Below are 18,646 nucleotides of genomic sequence, written 5' to 3'. Positions count from 1 at the left end.
TTTGTCAGGTCAACCGCAGACTCAGGTTCCAGGGCCGCTTCGCGACCCAACGCGGGGCAAGCCCGCTCGCCACAAGAAGCCCGCTCGCCACAACCACACCCACAACGACAGAGCTTGCAGGTTACTTGATACGTTGACCCGGCTTGGCGCCGCTGTCAGGGCTCAGCAGGTAGATCTCTTCGCCGCCAGGCCCGGCCGCCATGACCATGCCCTCGGAAATACCGAATTTCATTTTCCGTGGCTTGAGGTTGGCGATCATCATGGTCAGGCGACCATCGAGCTTGGACGGGTCCGGATAAGCACTCTTGATCCCGGAGAATACGTTGCGTTGCTCGTCACCGATGTCGAGTGTCAGGCGCAGCAACTTGTCGGCGCCTTCTACGGCCTCGGCCTTGACGATCAGCGCCACGCGCAGGTCCACGGCGGCAAACGCATCAAAGTCGATCTCCGGGGAGATCGGATCCTTGCCCAGCTCACCATTGCCCGACTGTGCAGCCGTTCCGGTGTCGGTCTGGCTGGCGACCAGGTCTTCTTTCGAAGCGTCGGTCATGGCTTGGACCTTTACCGGGTCGATGCGGGTCATCAGCGGTTTGAACGCGTTTAATTGATGGTTGCTGAGCAGGGTGGCGTGATCGTCCCAGGTCAGCGGCGCGACATTGAGGAACGCCTCGGCATCGGCGGCCAGCAATGGCAGCACCGGCTTAAGGAAGATCACCAACTGGCGGAACAGGTTGACGCCAGTGGCGCAGATCGCCTGCACTTCGTCCTGCTTGCCTTCCTGCTTGTTCAGCGACCACGGGGCCTTGTCGGCGATCCAGGCGTTGGCGCGGTCGGCCAGGCCCATGATCTCGCGCATGGCGCGAGCGAAGTCGCGGGCTTCATAGGCATCGGCGATGCTTGGCGCGGCGGCCAGGAAGGCGTCGGTCAACTCCGGCGCGGCGTTCTCGGCCACCAGCAGCCCGGCGTTACCCTTGTGGATAAAACCGGCGCAACGGCTGGCAATATTCACGACTTTGCCGACCAGGTCCGAGTTGACCTTCTGTACGAAGTCTTCCAGGTTCAGGTCGAGGTCGTCGACGCCACGGCCCAGCTTGGAGGCATAGTAATAACGCAGGTATTCCGGCGACAGGTGGTCCAGGTAGGTGCGCGCCTTGATAAAGGTGCCACGGGACTTGGACATTTTCTGGCCGTTGACCGTCAGGTAGCCGTGCACGGCGATGGCGGTTGGCTTGCGGTAGCCCGAACCTTCGAGCATCGCCGGCCAGAACAGGGCGTGGAAGTTGACGATGTCCTTGCCGATGAAGTGATACAGCTCGGCGCTGGAGTCTTTGCCCCAGAACGCGTCGAAGTCCAGCTCCGGCGTGCGGTCGCACAGGTTCTTGAAGCTGGCCATGTAGCCGATGGGCGCATCCAGCCACACATAGAAATACTTGCCCGGCTCGCCCGGAATCTCGAAGCCGAAGTAGGGCGCATCACGGGAGATGTCCCACTGCTGCAGGCCACTGTCGAGCCATTCGGAGAGTTTGTTGGCCACGGCGTCCTGCAAGGTGCCGCTGCGCGTCCAGGTTTGCAGCATCTGCTGGAAGTCGGGGAGCTTGAAGAAGAAGTGCTGCGAGTCTTTCAGCACCGGCGTGGCGCCCGAGATTGCCGACTTCGGATCCTTCAGGTCCGTCGGCGCGTAGGTCGCGCCGCATTTTTCGCAGTTGTCACCGTATTGGTCTTCGGTGCCGCATTTGGGGCAGGTGCCCTTGATGAAGCGGTCGGCCAGGAACATTTTCTTTTCCGGGTCGAAATACTGGGTCACCGAACGTTGGTCGATGTGCCCGGCTTCCTTCAAGCGCAGGTAGATCTGGCTCGACAGCTCACGGTTTTCGTCGGAGTGGGTCGAGTGAAAGTTGTCGAACTCCACCAGGAACTCGGCAAAGTCGGCGCTGTGTTCAGCCTGCACGTTGGCGATCAGTTGTTCCGGGGTGATGCCTTCCTTTTCGGCGCGCAACATGATGGCCGAACCGTGGGCGTCGTCCGCGCAGACATAGATGCATTGATTGCCGCGATGCTTCTGGAAGCGCACCCACATATCGGTCTGGATGTACTCAAGCATATGGCCAAGATGGATGGAACCATTGGCATAGGGCAGGGCGCTGGTGACGAGGATCTTGCGTGGCTCGGACATGGGGCTCGGCTACTTGATGAAACGGAGGTCGGCCACTATAAAGCGCCGGCGGATATATTTCACCCCGTGGCGCTGTTTCCGAATCTTCCGAACCTGTGAAAGCATGCCTTTAGACCGCTGGAACGGTTAGGATAGCCGCCTGTTTCAGTCAGTCTTTTTCGGGAGTAGCCCATGAGCGTCGTCACTCGCGCAGCGGTGGAAGCCGTTCTTCGCCAATACACCGACCCCTATTTGAACCAGGACCCGGTCAGCGCCGGCTGTGTGCGCGCCATCGACGTCCAGGGCGACCAGGTCTCGGTCCAGCTGGAACTGGGCTACGCCGCCGGTCTGTTCAAGAGCGGCTGGGCGCAGATGCTGCAAATGGCCATCGAAGGCCTGGATGGCGTGCGCTCGGCCAAGGTCGATATCAAATGCGTGATCGCCGCGCACAAGGCCCAGGCGCAGATCCCGGGCCTGGCGAACGTCAAGAACGTCGTGGCGGTGGCCTCCGGCAAAGGCGGCGTGGGCAAGTCCACCACCGCGGCCAACCTGGCGCTGGCCCTGGCCCGCGAAGGCGCGCGGGTGGGCATTCTCGACGCGGATATCTACGGCCCGAGCCAAGGCGTGATGTTCGGTATCGCCGAAGGCACACGGCCGAAAATCAAGGACCAGAAGTGGTTCGTGCCTATCGAATCCCTGGGCGTGGAAGTGATGTCGATGGCTTTCCTCACCGATGAAAACACGCCGATGGTCTGGCGTGGGCCGATGGTGTCCGGCGCCCTGCTGCAACTGGTCACCCAGACCGCCTGGGGCGACCTGGATTACCTGGTGATCGACATGCCGCCGGGCACCGGCGATATCCAGCTGACCCTGGCGCAAAAAGTCCCGGTGGCCGGCTCGGTGATCGTGACCACCCCGCAGGACTTGGCACTGCTCGACGCCAAAAAAGGCGTGGAGATGTTCCGCAAGGTCAACATCCCGGTGCTGGGGGTGGTCGAGAACATGGCGGTACACATCTGTTCCAATTGCGGCCATGCCGAGCATCTGTTCGGTGAGGGCGGTGGCGAGAAGCTGGCGACCCAGTACGGTGTAGAGGTGTTGGCGTCGTTACCCTTGTCGATGACGATTCGTGAGCAGGCCGATAGCGGCAAGCCCACCGTGGCGGCAGAGCCCGATGGTCAGATCGCCATGGTGTACCAGGAACTGGCCCGCCACGTGGGCGCGCGGATCGTGCTTCAGGAAGCCGCCGCACCCGCAATGCCGACCATTACCGTCAGCGACGACTGAGCGCGTTGAAGGGAAAATGCCTCGACTGGGTCGGGGCTTTTTCATGCCTGCAAGACGGGCAGGGGGCAGGTGTTACGCGTTTGCGCAGTTAGTCGTGTAAGCATTCGCTTACTTTATCGTAAGCGATCGGTTTTTTTGCTCGCCAGCGACGTCCCGATTTTTGGGGGGAATTTTCTATCCATTTGAAATATAACAATTAATTAATGCGTTTTTGGCGGGAAAGCTTGTCAGTCACTAACTTGGATCCCGTTGCAGTTCCAATGGAACTCTTTAACATCAGCCCTGTGTCCACGGATTGGCACGGCCATCAAGGAATGATGGTTCAAGGAATATCGCGGGATGCGATTCATCAGGACGATGAAAAGGAACAAAGGGACTAGGGAAAAAATGTGGGCGGGTCAAACCGCCCCTTTTTTTTGCCTGTAGAAAAGTGAACGCCAGCCCCAGAAATGCAAAAAAGCCCGCAAGGGGCTTTTTTGGAGGGCTGCGGTGCTCTCAGCGCTCGAGGTGCGCGATCTTGCCTGGCTTGCCATCCCACTCTGCCGCATCCGGCAACGAGTCTTTCTTTTCCGTGATGTTCGGCCAGATCTCCGCCAGCTCGACGTTCAGCTGAATGAACTGTTCCATGCCGGCAGGCACTTCGTCCTCGGAAAAAATCGCAACGGCCGGGCATTCTGGTTCACACAGGGCGCAGTCAATGCACTCATCCGGGTGGATAACCAGGAAATTCGGGCCTTCGTAGAAGCAGTCCACCGGACACACTTCTACGCAGTCGGTGTACTTGCACTTGATGCAGTTGTCGGTGACGACGAAGGTCATTTCTAATTTTCTCCTCAGGCGGCGGCAGCGAAACCCTTTGTGGCAGGGCCCGCGAGGTTCGGGAGCGATAGTCTGCAGGCCAGGCTAAAAGCCCACAGCATCCCAAACCGCGCGAGAGTCTACCAGCTTGCAAGCGTCTGCGTTATATCCGAGTCTTCAGTGCATATAACATTTCGAGTGCTTTGCGCGGTGTCAAGTCGTCCAGGTCAAGCTTTGCCAACTCATCCAGCACCGGATGGGGCAGGCTGGCGAACATATCGCTCTGGTGCGGCGCGGCGGGTTTAGTGCTGGCTTTCTTCGGGCTGGCAACCACGGTTTCGTGGGGCAGGGCGGTGGTCTCCAGGCGGCTCAGGTGCTCGCGGGCGCGCAGGATCACGTCGTTCGGCACACCGGCCAGTTGCGCCACGGCCAGGCCGTAGCTCTGGCTGGCAGGCCCCGGTAGCACATGGTGCAGGAACACGATGCGCTCGTTGTGCTCCGTGGCGTTGAGGTGCACGTTGGCCACCAGTGGCTCGCTCTCCGGCAGTACGGTCAGCTCGAAATAGTGGGTCGCGAACAGCGTGTAGGCACGCAAATGCGCCAGACGCTCGGCGGCCGCCCAAGCCAGGGACAGGCCGTCGAAGGTGCTGGTGCCACGGCCCACTTCGTCCATCAGCACCAGGCTGCGCTCGGTGGCGTTGTGCAGGATATTGGCGGTTTCGCTCATTTCCACCATAAAGGTGGAGCGGCCACCGGCCAGGTCATCGCTGGAACCGATCCGGGTAAAGATGCGGTCCACCAGCGACAACTCGCAACTGGCCGCCGGTACAAAGCTGCCGATATGTGCCAGCAGCACAATCAATGCGGTCTGACGCATGTAAGTGGATTTACCACCCATGTTGGGACCGGTGATCACCAACATGCGGGTATCGTCGTCCAGCGACAGGTCGTTGGCGACGAACGGCGTGGTCAGCACCTGCTCCACCACAGGGTGGCGGCCTTGCACGATGCGCATGCACGGCTCGCTGACAAAGCGCGGGCAGTTCAGGTCCAGGTTCAGCGCTCGTTCGGCCAGGTTGCTCAGCACGTCCAGTTCGGCCAGGGCGGCGGCGGTGTCCTGCAACGGCGCCAGGCGGCTGATCAGGTCTTCGAGCAAGGCCTCGTAGAGCATCTTTTCCCGCGCAAGGGCGCGGCTTTTGGCCGACAGCGCTTTGTCTTCGAACGCTTTAAGTTCTGGCGTAATAAAGCGCTCGGCGCCCTTGAGGGTCTGGCGGCGCTGATAGTCGACAGGCGCCGACTCGGCCTGCTTGCTCGGCAACTCGATAAAGTAGCCATGTACGCGGTTGTAACCGACTTTCAGGTTCGCCAGGCCGGTACGCGCTTTTTCGCGGGCTTCCAGGTCAATCAGGAACTGCCCGGCGTTTTCGCTCAGCGATTGCAGTTCGTCCAGCTCGCTGTCGTAACCGGTCTTCAATACACCGCCGTCACGGATGATCGCCGGCGGGTTGTCGATAATGGCTTTTTCCAGCAGCGCCGCCAGTTCCGGGTACGTGCCGGCTGTGATCGCGAGCTGTTGCAGGTGCGGCGTGTCCAGCTCGGTCATCGCCACTTGCAGTTGCGGCAAGGCGCCAAGGGCATCGCGCAGCCGCGCCAGGTCACGCGGGCGCGCGTTACGCAAGCCGATCCGCGCCAGGATGCGTTCGATATCGCCGATTTCCTTCAGCTGTGGCTGCAGCTTTTCAAAGCGATAGCGGTCCAGCAGGCAGGTAATGGACGTCTGGCGCGCTTGCAGCACCGTCAAGTCTCGCAAAGGACGGTTCAGCCAGCGCGTCAGCAAGCGGCTGCCCATGGCGGTCTGGCAACGGTCGACCACCGACTGCAGGGTGTTGTCACGCCCGCCGGCGAGGTTGGTGTCCAACTCCAGATTGCGCCGGCTGGCCCCATCGAGCACCACCGTATCGTCCAGGCGTTCATGGCGCAGGCTGCGCAAATGCGGCAGGGCGGTGCGCTGGGTTTCTTTGGCATAGGCGAGCAGGCAACCGGCGGCGCCGATGGCCAGGGTCAGGGTTTCGCAACCGAAGCCCTTCAGGTCTTGCACCGAGAACTGCTGGCACAGACTTTTCAACGCCGAGTCACGCTCGAAATCCCACGGTGCACGACGCTTGGTCCCACGACGCTTTTCCGCCGGCAGGTCCTTCGGCCAATCATCCGGGATCAACAACTCCACCGGGTTGATGCGCTCCAGCTCCGCCAGCAAATTCTCCCAGCCCTTGATCTCCAGCACGCTGAAATTGCCACTGGTGATGTCCAGCACCGACAGCCCGAACAAACGCTCATCGCCCAACACCGCAGCGATCAGGTTATCGCGACGCTCATCCAACAGCGCCTCATCACTCACCGTTCCCGGCGTAATAATGCGCACCACCTGACGTTCCACCGGGCCCTTGCTGGTTGCCGGATCGCCGATCTGCTCACAGATCACCACCGACTCGCCCAGCTTCACCAGCTTGACCAGGTAACCTTCCAGCGAGTGGTAAGGGATCCCACACATCGGAATCGACTGCCCCGCCGACTGCCCGCGTGCGGTCAGGGTGATGTCCAGCAACTTGGCGGCCTTCTTCGCGTCTTCGTAGAAGATCTCGTAGAAGTCGCCCATGCGATAGAACATCAACTGATCAGGGTGCTGGTTCTTGAGGCGCCAGTACTGCTGCATCATTGGGGTGTGGGAGGACAGATCGGAGGCGTTTTTACTCATTGGGTAGTAGGCAGATTCGTTGAAAGTGATGGGGCAAAGGGGCGCTTGGCCCAGCATTTTTTGCGATGGCGGCAAGGTTAACACGCGAGGTCGGGGCTTCGCAGGTCGCAAATGGATAGGTAAAACTCAAGGCGGGCACGCCCTGATAGCGATCACCCAAGGAGGGCGACGTTCTATGGGTGAGAAGCTTAGTGACATGCAGAGGTGTCACTGATGCATATAGTATGCAAATATGCATTTGCCAACCTGCAAATCTCCGGTCACTATCCACATTATGCAAAAACGCAACGTTTCTATCGTCTTAAGAGAGCTGCTGGACCGCGACCGGATCTCCCCCACGGAGCTTCACCGGCGTACCGGCGTGCCTCAATCCACGCTGTCCCGGATCCTCAGCGGCAAGATCGTTGATCCGTCGGACAAGCACATCTCCCGCATCGCCGAGTACTTTCGCGTGAGCACCGACCAACTGCGCGGGCGCGTGGCGCTGGGCGCTTTGCGGGATGACGCGCGCGACCCGATGCATTCCGAACTCAAGGACATAAGCCTGTGGGACGACGATACCCCCGTGAATGAAGACGAGGTGTCGATCCCCTTTTTGCGCGAGGTTGAATTGGCTGCTGGATCAGGAAGATTCGTCATCGAGGAAAGCGAAAAGGCCAGCCTGCGCTTCGGCAAGCGCAGCCTGCGGCATAACGGCGTGCAGTTTGACCAGGCCAAGTGTGTGACCGTGCGTGGCAACAGCATGTTGCCCGTGCTGCGCGATGGCGCGACGGTTGGAGTGAATGCGGGCAAGAGTGCGATCGGCGACATCGTCGACGGCGACTTATATGCGATCAATCACAATGGCCTGTTGCGAGTGAAACAGCTCTATCGCTTACCTTCCGGGATTCGCCTGCGCAGCTTCAATCGCGATGAGCACCCGGATGAGGACTACAGCTTTCAGGATATCCAGGATGAGCAGATCAGCATCCTCGGGCACGTGTTCTGGTGGGGCATGTACGCGCGTTAACCTTTTTCTGTAAGACAAAGCCTGCTAACGAGCAGGTTTTTTTTCGTCTGTAAGAATCTCAACCTCGTGCCTGAAACGCTAAAATTGCACAGGTGCATTTATATTTTGAAAATAAATGCATTTATGCATTGACTGTATGTTCATACAGTCCTATTCTCCATCTCAAGCCAGCCAACAAGGCCTGGTGGAGGCGGCAAGGATGCTGCCAAGGAAGACAAGGAAGGCACGCAATATCGGCATGGACGCCATCGAAGCGATGGCAAGGATGCCAAGGCAACACCGGCAAGGATGCCGACGCTCTTTAGTAGTACCGAGTTAAAAACAGGCAGCGATGAACCGGCCTCAACGGTTCAGAGGGTTGGCAACTGACCCGGGTGTGCAGCGTAAAGCACCAGAAGCAGTTATCCGGCAGACAGGGATCGTGGTCGGAAAAACAGTGGAGGAAAGATCCGTACCGCGCCAGTAGCGCCGAAAGATCGAGAAAAGCATTACTGAAAAGCCTGGGAGACCGGGCTTTTTGGAATGCCTATCTATGCAGCACAGGTAATGGAAGACCTTTTCAAGCCCGGCGTTCGGCCGGTAATGCTCAGCCAGGAGGCGTGACATGACAAACGAGCAGCAAGCGTTAGCGGAAATGCCTATCTGGCTGGTGATCATACTGGCGCTGGTCGGCGGAGTGTCCGGTGAGATGTGGCGCGCCGACAAGGAAGGCGCCCGCGGTTGGTCGCTGATTCGGCGCCTGGCCCTGCGGTCCGGGGCGTGCATGGTCTGCGGGGTTTCAGCATTGATGCTGTGCTACGCCGCCGGCATGTCGATCTGGACCGCCGGGGCCATTGGTTGCCTGACTGCCATGGCCGGCGCGGATGTGGCCATCGGCCTTTATGAACGCTGGGCGGCCAAGCGAATTGGGGTCAACGACTCTCGCCCGGATCAGCAGTAACCGCTGCAAGGATGCAAGCAGATGACACTTATCGAAAAACCTTCCCAACTGCCCATGGCGATTGCGGACGCGCTGACGAGCGCTTTCCCACAACTTCGGGTAGGCAATCATCAGGACTTTTCCGGAACGGGCGATAAAGCCGGAATTTTGATCAGCATGGAGCGTAACGGCCCGGGCGTGCGCTCCCTTGCAGGGCGCAAGGCACACGCCTTGTCGGTTTCACTCAGGGCCGCGGTCGCCAGCGAGGCCGCGCCCTTTGATGCGTGTGACCTGGCCAGCCAATTGATGGACCTGGCCCTGGATAACCGCTGGGGTTTGCCATCTGACCAGTGTGACGTGCCCGCCGCGATTGTCGCGGCACCTTCTGCACTCACCAGCGCGGAAACGGACTACAACACTTGGACCGTGTCCTTCACCCAAACCCTCTACCTCGGCCCAACGCTGCTCGAAGATCCCACAGGCAAACCGCTGTTTGCCTGCACCTGGGAAGTGTCGAACATCGACGATCCGGATCAATACCGCCCGTTGCAGGAGTAGTCCATGTTCGACGCAATGCTACGCATGCAGTTGGGGCCGATTGTCGAGCGCCTGGCGGAAATGGAAGCCCAGCTCGAGGATCTTTATCGGCGCGCAGAAAGTTTCTGCCGCATTGGCGTGTGCCACGAGGTCGATGCCGTCGGCAATACCTGCAAGGTCAGCCATGGTGATTTGCTCAGCCCGGCCATCCGGTTTTTCAACCCGAGCGCGGGTGCGCAAACGGAAACCCGCATCCCATCCGTCGGCGAACAATGCCTGCTGCTCAACTACGGCAGCGGGGAAGGAGGGACACAGTCCGTAGCGTTGTTCGGCCTTAACAGTAGTCTCTTTCCGCCCGTGTCCGGGGTTGCTTCGCTGACGCGGCGTCGCCATCAGGACGGCACCCAAAGCGACTACGACGACGCCAGCCACACCTTTAACTGGGTCAACGGCCCGACCCTGTTCACCGGCTCCCGCGAGCAGGTCGACATCAAGGTTGGCGTCGCCAGCCTGGCAATGAATGCCCAGAGCATCACCCTGCAACTCGGCGCCACCCGCTTATTGCTGGATGCCGCCGGCGTGCACTTGAGCGGCCCGCTGGTGGATCACCAGGGGCGCGTGATCAGCAGCGCATAAGGATTTGCCATGATCGGAATCGATAGGAACACCGGGGCAGCCGTCGATGACTGGCTGCAATTCGTGCAGCGTGCCACCCGAGCGCTGACCACCCCCGTGGGCACTCGCCAGAAGCGCCCGTTATACGGCTCGATGATCCCGCAGTTGCTCGGTCGCAACCTCGGCGACGACGTATTGATCCTCGCCCAAAGCCACGCCGCCCAAGCCTTCTACAACACCCAGAACGGCATCGCCGACTTTGAGCCTCAGGTCATCGTCGCCACCCGCCAGGGCGCCGGCCTGTTGCTGCGCTTTGCTGGTACCTGGAAAAACCGCCAACAATCCTTCGAGGTCGTGACATGAGCATGCTGATCCCAGGCCAGAACCAACTGGCGGAACCGGCGATTATCGCGGTTGATGAATTCGAACCGTTGCTGGCCGAATTCAAGGCGTTCGTCGTCGACTACGTCGCTACCCGGGCACCGCAAAGCGCAGCCAAACTCAAGGCCAGTCTCGACAATGAAAGTGAGCTGCTGACCCTGGCCCTGGAAGCCTTTTGCGTGCGGCTGCAAACCCACGAGCGTAAATACAACGCGCGTATCAAACAGATGCTTGCGTGGTGGGCCACCGGCAGCAACCTGGACGCACGCTTGGCGGATATGGGGCTGGAACGCCAGGTGCTCGACCCCGGCGATCCGGCCGCTTTCCCGCCCGTGCCGCCGGCGCTGGAAAGCGACGATGACGCTCGCTTGCGTTACTACCTGGCACCCCACGCTCCGGCGGCGGGTTCGCGGATGCAGTATCGGCGGGAGGTGTTCACTTTGGGCGAGCGGCCTGCGGTGAAGGTGCAAAGCGCAACACCGGGTGTGGTTGACGTCACCTATACCTTCGACCCGGACGGCTATGCGGCCCAGGTCAAGGATGGTAACGGGCGACGCACCGCGCCAGGTGAAGTCATGGTTACCGTTCTTTCAAGAGAAGACGATGGCACACCCTCCGCCGATTTGCTTGACGGTGTTCGTCGCCATTTCGCGCGGCCGGATGTACGACCGGAGACTGACCTCGTCAGCGTCCAAGGTGCGCAAATTCTGCCCTACAAGATCCGCGTAGTGGCCAAGATCAACGCCGGCCCGGACTCGGGGCTGACCCAAGTCGCCGCTCAGCATCTACTGCAAACCTACGCCGACTCTTGCCATTGCCTGGAAGGGCGAGTGGACCCGAGCTGGATCGACTACGCCATTCATAGTGCGGGCGCCGCGCAGCTGCAAATCCTGGAACCGCTGGAGCCGATCGTCAGCACAGCGTTTCAGGCCCCGTATTGCACGGGTGTCGAGGTGGAGGTGCGCACGCTATGAGTGAGCCCCAAACGAGTCTGTTGCCGGCCAACAGTTCGCCGCTGGAAAAGGCCCTGGACCTTGGCTTCGGCGCTTTGCTTGAGCGGGTTACACCGCCGTTTCCGGTGTTGATGAACCCGCTGCATACGCCTAGTGGATTCCTTCCTTACCTGGCCGCCGACCGAGGCGTCAGCGAATGGGACGCCAACGCCGGCGAGACCGAGAAGCGCCTGACGGTGGCCTTGTCCTGGCAAATCCAACGCCAGGCCGGCACGCCCAAAGCGCTGAGCCATGCGGTGGAATCATTGGGTTTTACCCCCAACATCAGCGCCTGGTATCAGCAGCGGCCATTGGGTGTGCCTTACACCTTCGATGTGCAGGCGATCATCGGACGCAGTTGGTCCAGTGGCGACCACAACCGATTGATTCGCCGCGTCAATGCGGCGAAAAGCGAACGGGACTTGGCGACGATCACCATCGTCCACGAAACCGCCGCTCGCCTTGCGCTCACGCAGGTCATCCAGGGGCCTTTAACCGACGGCGAGCTGTATTTGCGCGGCGCGCTGCCGGAGCTGGCCTTGGCTGCCCGACTCAACAGCGCCGGGATTGCCCGGCACTGCACCATTAACGACTACGACTTAAGGGCGCGGCCATGACAGATGACATTACGCGCCTGGTGCGCTTCACCTCCAAAGGTTTGGATGAAGTGCTCCAGGCAAGGAACCAGGGCCTGAAAGGCGAAATCACCCATGTCGGCGCCGGTACTGGCCGCTACGACCCGGACGGCAGCGAAGTGGCCCTGCGTGACGAGCGCCAGCGGGTCGCCATTGTCGATTATGAAGACCTGGGAGACCGCCAACTCAGGATGGCGGCGCTGTTTGGCGGTGACGGTGAATATGAGATTGGCGAGTTCGGGTTCTATCTCGCTAGTGGGACTTTGCTCGCGGTGTATTCAGTGGCGGGGAAGTTGCTGACGTATAAAGCGGCGGCGGCGCGGGTGCTGCAGAAGTTTACGTTGGATGTTTCGCCGTTGCCGGCGGATAGCGTGACGATTGTCGTAGGGAGTGAAAATCTTAATATCTTGTTGGGAGAGGATATCGCCGTACTTGCCACTGCGGATATAGACAATATGACCCGTCATGCTGAGTTGTTGTTTCGTGTAATGGCGCTGGAAGCGAGTCGTTAAACTATTAATGGATGAGGAGTTATAAACGTGAGCCTAGAAACAACTATTGCAACTCTGGTGTCAGCAGCGAATAATTTGACCGCAATGGTCAATGGGAAAATCGGAAGTATCAATGCAACGATGGCAAGCGCTTTGGTACAGTTTAATGAATGGCGTGGCCTTAAGGACGTAGAAGGCGACCCGAATTACCCAGGCACAATTCGAAAAAATATCTTCCAGGGCCACGTTTATGGTACTGGAGGCGTGTTCGAGGCGCAGGCGATTGGTGATTTCAAACCTACCGATTTAGGCGCGAGTGCAGACGTATATATGCATTTTCAGATCCCGCTGAATATCAACGTTAACTCGGAAATGTTCTGGTTTAATATCAAGGGTTATAGCTACGGCGCGGCAAAAATTATTGATGAAACCCTTGTGGGTTATTGCTATCAGCCAACTCGAACGCTGCACAACGTATCAACGTTTGGCAATATGACTCCGGCTGTTTATGTAGATGTTAACGGAAATGTTGTGATGCGAATTTTGATTCCCAGCATTTACTACACCACAATCCGAATTGACACTATGCGCGTCGGTAACGGTCGTCTATTCAATCTAGGGGATCTTAAAAATAAGGTGTCGTTGGCCGATACTGTGATTTTCAGTTAAGGAGAAAATAAATGTCTGAAGCATCTAACACTGAGAGCGTAGTGTCGAAAATTGCTACGCCCACACCTGAAAGCGAATGGGCGGCCATCCGTGCACGTCGGAATCAACTGCTGCGCGCGACTGACTACACTCAGTTGCCTGACTATCCCGTATCCGATGCCCAAAAAGTGGAAGTGGTGGCATATCGTAAGGCATTACGCGCCATTCCTGAGCAAGCAACTGAACCTTCGACGCTGGTGTGGCCTGTACTGCCCATCTTCCTGAAATAGACCCCACCGCGAAAGCGGTTTTTTTTGCGCAACGAAAATCCCCGTTTGGGGATTTCGCGTTTTTGCCTCCGGAGAAATTCGCACATGACAAACCGCCAAACCTACACCGTCCTCATCCCTTTCCCCATCGGCAACGGCCATTGGTCCACTGCGGGCGAGGAGCTGGAACTGCTCGACGTCGAAGCATCAGCCCTGCGCACCGCCGGCCGTCTGGAACTCACCAGCGTCCTCAACGCCACCCCCAAGAAGGTTGACTAATCATGGCTGAGGTTTTGAACTTCGAGCACAACGGCATCACCGTGAATGCCACCGAGTCCCCCGAGGCCATGGGTGGCCTCGGCGATAACGTGATCGGCCTGGTCGGCACCGCGCCGAACGCCCACGCGTCAATCCCGAAAAACGCGCCGTTTCGTATCAACAGCTTCACCACCCAGGCGCTGCTGGACCCGACCGGTACCGAGTCGGGCACGCTGTTCCATGCGGTGTACCAGATCCTCAAAGTGGTCAAGGTGCCGGTCTATGTGGTGATCGTGGAGGAGGGCGCAACCCCGGCTGACACGCTCAACAACGTGATCGGCGGCAACGAGCCGGTCACGGGCCGCAAGCTTGGCCTGGCTGCGCTGAGCAGCGTGCCGGAAGACCTGACCATCATCGGTGCCCCAGGCTTCACCGGCACCAAGGCCGTGGCCGGCGAGTTCGCCTCCTTCGGCAAGCGCATCAAGGCCCGCGTGGTGCTGGATGGCAAGGACGCTTCGGTCGCCGACCAAGTGACCTACAGCGGCGAACTGGGCGGTGCCGACCTGGGTTTCGACCGTTGCCTGCTGGTGCACAACATGCCGTCGGTGTACTCCAAGGCCGCGAAGAAAAACGTGTTCCTGTCGCCATCGTCCCTGGCCATCGCCGCATTGGCCAAGGTCAAGCAGTGGGAAAGCCCAGGTAATCAGGTGACGTTCGCCGAGGACGTATCCCGCGTCGTCGAGTACAACATCCTCGACACCTCCACCGAAGGCGATCTGCTCAACCGCTACGGCGTGAGCTATTACGCCCGCACCGTTCTTGGCGGCTTTTCGCTGCTGGGTAACCGCTCCATCACCGGCAAGTTCATCAGCTACGTCGGCCTCGAAGACGCCATCAGCCGCAAGCTGGTCAAGGCTGGGCAGAAAGCCATGGCCAAGAATCTCACCAAGTCGTTCATGGACCAGGAGGTCAAGCGCATCAACGACTGGCTGCAGACGCTGGTCGCCGACGAAACCATTCCCGGCGGCAGCGTGTACCTGCACCCGGAACTCAACAGCGTCGAGAAGTACAAGAACGGTACCTGGTTCATCGTCATCGACTACGGCCGCTACGCGCCGAACGAACACATGATTTATCAACTCAACGCCCGCGATGAAATCATCGAGCAGTTCCTGGAGGACGTTCTCTAATGTTTACCAACCGAGTCAGACAGGCCATTGCGGCCACCCTTCAAGGCTTACCGCTGTCCGCCACCGTGGAGGAATTCACCCCGCCGACGATTGATTTCGACATGGAGCCCATGTCCGGTGGCCGCTTCATCGCCGAGGAAATGGCCAAGAGCGGCAAGGTGCTCAACGCGACCCTGATGCTGCAAGGCACCGGGCCTGAAATCATGCTGGCGCTGGGTGTGAGGCTGGGTGAGGACATCCTGCTCAACGTACGTGAAGCCGGCCAGGATCAGGACGGCAAGACCTACTTCACCTACCACACGGTCGGCGGCAAGCTGAAGACCCTGACTGAGGCCAAGTTGAAGATGGGCGACAAGGCCACGACCACCCTGGTCCTGGCCTGCCGCACCTACAACCGTCTGGAAAACGGCATTTCGGTGATCGACATCGACGTGCGTACCCAGAAGTTCGTGCTTAACGGCGTCGACATCCTCGGCGACGCCCGCCGTGCGGTGCTGATGCCTTAAGCGCGAGCGGCGTACTCGGTCAGTGTGGTAGCTGGCTTGCCTGCGATAGCATCACCTCGGTATGACAGATAGACCGAGTCGCCTGTATCGCGGGCAAGCCCGGCTCCCACAGTGATCGCGTTCGCCTGAGAGATTCGCCATTTTTCAACGATGTTTAAGCAAGGAATTGCCCATGGCCTGGATGCCACCGCTACACCGCCTGCTTTCACCGATCAGCGCCGATACCGGCGCGACGATCGAGCAGATTCAACTCAAGCCGCTGTACTACGCCGCGCAGAAAGACGCGCTGGCCCGGGCCGGTGATGACGAGGACGACCAGTTCTTCGAACTGGCGAAACTCGCCACAGGCCTGTCGGAAAAAGAGCTCGACCAGCTCAAACGCCCGGACTACGTCAGCATCGCCCAGTACGTACACGAGATGTCGACACGTCCTGCTTCGTTCTTCCTCGGCGAAAGTGAGGAACCGTCGCGCCATGAGCAGGTGCAACTGCTTCTGCCCCTGGAAGTCGCCGGCCGCACCCTGACCGCACTCCCCCTGGAAATGCCCGCCCTGCGCGCCACTAAAGCCATGAAAAAACTCGCCACCAACAAAGAGCGTGCCGAGTTTATTACCGCTCACTGCTCCGGCCTCATGATCCCCGACCTGGCCGGCCTGACCGTCCCCGACTGGACGGACCTGCAGGAGCGCATCGACGATTTTTTAAATCAACCGGCGGACTTCTTTCGGCGCGCGACATCGAAGTAATCCTCGATGTGGTGCCACTGATTTATTCAGTCAATGAGGCGGAGATCCTCGACTGGGACGCCGCAAAAGCATTGCGCCGCTACGACATCGCGATCACTCGCCTTGGCGTTAAACAGGAGTAAGCGGGATGCAAGACACGTATTCACTGGCGTATGCCATGGCCAGGGATGGCCAGGTGATGTTCGGCAGGGGCAACAGTGCCAAGGATGCCGCCATCGTCAACACCGGCGCGTTGGCCCCTGAAAGCGCCAAGGCGGTGGCGCCGATCTCCTCGAAGAGTCTGGCACCGGCCACTGCAGATCTACAGCTCAGCGGGCTGTCGCTGTCCTTGGGGTTGTTGCGCAACAGCGTGGACGCTGTGCAAACCACCTTGGCGCGGCTTGTAGCCGTCGACGTCCGCTCGTTCAAAAACAATGAACCCGCCGAGCAGAAGACCACGACTGAGTTCCAGGCCAGCCAGTCCCAAGACCTGCGCCAGAGCCGTGAGGCCATGACGGTGCGCGACGGGAGGATGCTTGACCCGATTGCAGCGCTTCGACACGCCAATGCCACCCTTTCGTTTGATACGACGACTGCCTCGCAAAAGTCGATAACGGTGTTGCGAGAGGAATCCACAGAAAGCGAAAAGCGCCTGTCCAGGACGCTCGAGCCAGCGTCAGTCCTGGGGGAGGAGACATGGCTCAAACACAAGACCAGCGTGATAGACAGTGCCAACGATTTGGCCGGTGGTTCACCGGTTGTCGCCAGCGCTATCAAAACCGCTGATGCCGTGATCTCTCCAATCGTGTCAGGCTTTGCGTCTGGGTTGGGCGAGAAGATCAAGGATCGGATTACAGGCAATGTGGTCGACCTGACGCTCGGAAAGTTGCCCGGGATTGGCAAGTTGTTCAAGGACGGTGGCTACAAAGACAAGGAAAAGGTTAAAGACTCGGATAAGCATTGTTGCTGCCCGGGAGCGGTGTCTGTCGGCACCCTCGGTACGCTTGATACAGCCGCAGCACAGTTGCCCGAAAGTGTCGGTGAGACCGCCAGGGACAAAACCGGCGCGCGTTCCAAAGGCAACCCCAGGAGCCCGCGCGGCAAGCGTTACAAGCCCCGACAGTCAAGATCGCGCGAGGTCAAAACCAGCGTTGTCAGAACGTCAACGTCGCTCAACTTGCAACGTAGCGTCCCTCCAGTCCCTGTCGCGCCTCCGCTCAAAGCCATTGACCAGCCGCCTGTTTCGCTCAACAGCAAGCTGGCGAGCCAGGCCTCGAGCAGTCTTCCCGGCAATTGGTTTGCCTCCTTTGCTGCGCCCTCGACAGCCCGCCCCGTTGCGGGCGGCGCGACTAAAGGACTGACCGCCGGGCTCTCAAGTGTATTTGCCAGGCTGGACTCATTCGGTGCCCGACGGCTTGGCCCGATGAAATATGCCGACACCGCTTTTGATGTGCTCCAAGGCGTGCGCAACGGCGATGCAAAAGCGATAGGTGCCGGCCTGAGTACGGCCGGTGGTGCTTGGGCGGGAGCCTCCGCCGGTGCAGCTATCGGCACCCTGGTTTTCCCCGGCGTCGGCACCGCAGTGGGGGGCGCCATCGGTGGCTTGCTCGGCAGCGAGGCGGGCAGTTGGCTCGGTGACAAATTGTTCGGCGCGGGTGATCGCCTGCCCGAGCCAAATGCGGTGAGCAAGGAACTCAACAACACTCGTACCGATGGCGTTCAGGTCACCATCGCCCCGAGCATCCAGATCACTGGCGTAAACCCGACCGATGCCCAGCAGGTCGTCAATCAAGTGATTCAGGCCCTGCAATTTCAATGCATGCCGATGGTCACCGACGCTCTGGGGATCCGGCGTAATGCGGCACTGGCCGATCCAAGAGGTGATTGATGCGACAACAAATGGTACTGGGCGACTTTATTTTTGGCCTGTCCCGAGGCTTTGCCTATTCCACATTGATCCGCAACAGCGATGGCGGCTGGAGCGACCTGGCGATCATCGCCAGCAAACCCCTGTCCCGGCAGATCGGGCAGAAGCTGGAAAAACTCACGTTTGGCGGCACGGCCATGTACGCGGTCGGCATGGAGCGGCTGGACGAGTTGCGTGCGTTGCAAAACGCACGAGCACCGTTGCCGTTGGCCGATGGCATTGGGCGCAACTGGGGCTTGTGGCGGATCAATTCAGTCGTGGAAAAGCAGAGCAATGTGATCGACGACGGCACCGCCATGGTCATGGCCTGGACCCTGGAACTGGAGGAGTTCGTCAATGCGTAGAGTGCGAAGTATTGCCGGTGATTCGGTCAACCTGCTGCTCTATCGCGACTTGGGCCGTTGCGATGATGCGGCCGAGGAAACCCTGTGGCGCTTAAACCCCGAGCTGGCTGAATACGGCCCGGTGCTGCCGGCCGGTGTGTGGGTGACGGTGCCGGAGATGCCCGCGCGGCCGAGTGCCGTGCGACCTGTTTTGGCATGGGATTAAGGAG

General features: G+C 59.6%; 21 protein-coding genes. 18 read left to right on the top strand and 3 right to left on the bottom strand.

Annotated features, from left to right (window positions below; all coding sequences use genetic code 11):
* Positions 1-121: 121 nt before the first annotated feature.
* A complete protein-coding gene (gene metG / locus KVG91_RS27210; RefSeq protein ID WP_169376660.1) occupies positions 122-2,173 on the bottom strand; it encodes a methionine--tRNA ligase in 2,052 nt (683 codons plus the stop codon).
* A gap of 171 nt (positions 2,174-2,344) precedes the next feature.
* On the opposite strand from metG, the gene apbC reads away from it, so the two are divergent.
* Positions 2,345-3,439: an iron-sulfur cluster carrier protein ApbC gene (gene apbC / locus KVG91_RS27205; protein ID WP_169376661.1), complete on the top strand. Its 1,095-nt coding sequence runs from the start codon at positions 2,345-2,347 to the stop codon at positions 3,437-3,439.
* Positions 3,440-3,934: 495 nt separating this feature from the next.
* Here apbC and fdxA read toward each other — a convergent pair whose 3' ends face one another.
* Together fdxA and mutS are read right to left on the bottom strand one after the other, a co-directional pair.
* The gene (fdxA, locus tag KVG91_RS27200) at positions 3,935-4,258 is read right to left on the bottom strand and encodes a ferredoxin FdxA (protein WP_169376662.1); all 324 of its coding nucleotides are present in this window, start codon (positions 4,256-4,258) and stop codon (positions 3,935-3,937) included.
* A gap of 142 nt (positions 4,259-4,400) precedes the next feature.
* Positions 4,401-6,992 carry a DNA mismatch repair protein MutS gene (mutS, locus tag KVG91_RS27195; protein ID WP_169376663.1) on the bottom strand — a complete coding sequence of 864 codons (2,592 nt, stop codon included), beginning with the start codon at positions 6,990-6,992 and terminating at the stop codon, positions 4,401-4,403.
* A gap of 274 nt (positions 6,993-7,266) precedes the next feature.
* On the opposite strand from mutS, the gene KVG91_RS27190 reads away from it, so the two are divergent.
* The 17 genes from KVG91_RS27190 to KVG91_RS27110 all read left to right on the top strand — a co-directional run bounded on the left by KVG91_RS27190 (position 7,267) and on the right by KVG91_RS27110 (position 18,642).
* Complete coding sequence (locus KVG91_RS27190) at positions 7,267-8,001, top strand: LexA family transcriptional regulator (RefSeq protein WP_169376664.1); 735 nt, start codon at positions 7,267-7,269, stop codon at positions 7,999-8,001.
* A gap of 604 nt (positions 8,002-8,605) precedes the next feature.
* Positions 8,606-8,941 carry a phage holin family protein gene (locus KVG91_RS27185; RefSeq protein ID WP_169376665.1) on the top strand — a complete coding sequence of 112 codons (336 nt, stop codon included), beginning with the start codon at positions 8,606-8,608 and terminating at the stop codon, positions 8,939-8,941.
* Positions 8,942-8,962: 21 nt separating this feature from the next.
* On the top strand, positions 8,963-9,478 hold the full coding sequence (locus KVG91_RS27180) for a hypothetical protein (RefSeq protein WP_169376666.1): 516 nt from the start codon (positions 8,963-8,965) through the stop codon (positions 9,476-9,478).
* Between the two features lie 3 nt (positions 9,479-9,481).
* On the top strand, positions 9,482-10,093 hold the full coding sequence (locus KVG91_RS27175; protein WP_169376667.1) for a phage baseplate assembly protein V: 612 nt from the start codon (positions 9,482-9,484) through the stop codon (positions 10,091-10,093).
* Positions 10,094-10,102: 9 nt separating this feature from the next.
* Complete coding sequence (locus KVG91_RS27170; protein WP_169376668.1) at positions 10,103-10,435, top strand: phage baseplate protein; 333 nt, start codon at positions 10,103-10,105, stop codon at positions 10,433-10,435.
* The gene (locus tag KVG91_RS27165; protein ID WP_169376669.1) at positions 10,432-11,427 is read left to right on the top strand and encodes a baseplate J/gp47 family protein; all 996 of its coding nucleotides are present in this window, start codon (positions 10,432-10,434) and stop codon (positions 11,425-11,427) included. Before KVG91_RS27170 ends, KVG91_RS27165 begins: the two co-directional genes overlap by 4 nt.
* Positions 11,424-12,062 carry a phage tail protein I gene (locus tag KVG91_RS27160; protein ID WP_169376670.1) on the top strand — a complete coding sequence of 213 codons (639 nt, stop codon included), beginning with the start codon at positions 11,424-11,426 and terminating at the stop codon, positions 12,060-12,062. The genes KVG91_RS27165 and KVG91_RS27160 overlap by 4 nt, the downstream gene beginning before the upstream one ends.
* Positions 12,059-12,592, top strand: a complete 534-nt coding sequence (locus tag KVG91_RS27155; RefSeq protein WP_169376671.1) for a hypothetical protein — start codon at positions 12,059-12,061, stop codon at positions 12,590-12,592. Before KVG91_RS27160 ends, KVG91_RS27155 begins: the two co-directional genes overlap by 4 nt.
* A gap of 27 nt (positions 12,593-12,619) precedes the next feature.
* Entirely contained in the window at positions 12,620-13,240 is a 621-nt protein-coding gene (locus KVG91_RS27150; RefSeq protein ID WP_169376672.1) for a hypothetical protein, read from the top strand.
* Between the two features lie 11 nt (positions 13,241-13,251).
* Entirely contained in the window at positions 13,252-13,509 is a 258-nt protein-coding gene (locus KVG91_RS27145; protein WP_169376673.1) for a tail fiber assembly protein, read from the top strand.
* Between the two features lie 84 nt (positions 13,510-13,593).
* Positions 13,594-13,767 (top strand): hypothetical protein, encoded by a 174-nt coding sequence (locus KVG91_RS27140; protein ID WP_169376674.1) that lies wholly within the window; start codon positions 13,594-13,596, stop codon positions 13,765-13,767.
* Positions 13,768-13,769: 2 nt separating this feature from the next.
* Positions 13,770-14,936, top strand: a complete 1,167-nt coding sequence (locus KVG91_RS27135) for a phage tail sheath protein (RefSeq protein WP_169376675.1) — start codon at positions 13,770-13,772, stop codon at positions 14,934-14,936.
* Positions 14,936-15,442 carry a phage major tail tube protein gene (locus tag KVG91_RS27130; protein WP_169376676.1) on the top strand — a complete coding sequence of 169 codons (507 nt, stop codon included), beginning with the start codon at positions 14,936-14,938 and terminating at the stop codon, positions 15,440-15,442. Before KVG91_RS27135 ends, KVG91_RS27130 begins: the two co-directional genes overlap by 1 nt.
* 172 nt (positions 15,443-15,614) lie before the next feature.
* Positions 15,615-16,187 (top strand): phage tail assembly protein, encoded by a 573-nt coding sequence (locus KVG91_RS27125; RefSeq protein WP_169376677.1) that lies wholly within the window; start codon positions 15,615-15,617, stop codon positions 16,185-16,187.
* A gap of 127 nt (positions 16,188-16,314) precedes the next feature.
* The gene (locus KVG91_RS27120; protein ID WP_169376678.1) at positions 16,315-18,054 is read left to right on the top strand and encodes a phage tail tape measure protein; all 1,740 of its coding nucleotides are present in this window, start codon (positions 16,315-16,317) and stop codon (positions 18,052-18,054) included.
* On the top strand, positions 18,054-18,437 hold the full coding sequence (locus KVG91_RS27115) for a phage tail protein (RefSeq protein WP_169376679.1): 384 nt from the start codon (positions 18,054-18,056) through the stop codon (positions 18,435-18,437). Before KVG91_RS27120 ends, KVG91_RS27115 begins: the two co-directional genes overlap by 1 nt.
* Positions 18,430-18,642 (top strand): tail protein X, encoded by a 213-nt coding sequence (locus tag KVG91_RS27110; RefSeq protein ID WP_169376680.1) that lies wholly within the window; start codon positions 18,430-18,432, stop codon positions 18,640-18,642. Before KVG91_RS27115 ends, KVG91_RS27110 begins: the two co-directional genes overlap by 8 nt.
* Positions 18,643-18,646: the final 4 nt, after the last annotated feature.

This window comes from Pseudomonas azadiae (genome assembly GCF_019145355.1).
Classification (GTDB): Bacteria; Pseudomonadota; Gammaproteobacteria; order Pseudomonadales; family Pseudomonadaceae; genus Aquipseudomonas; species Aquipseudomonas azadiae.
Note: the sequence above shows the minus strand (reverse complement) of the source record. Positions and strands in the feature narration are given on the sequence as shown.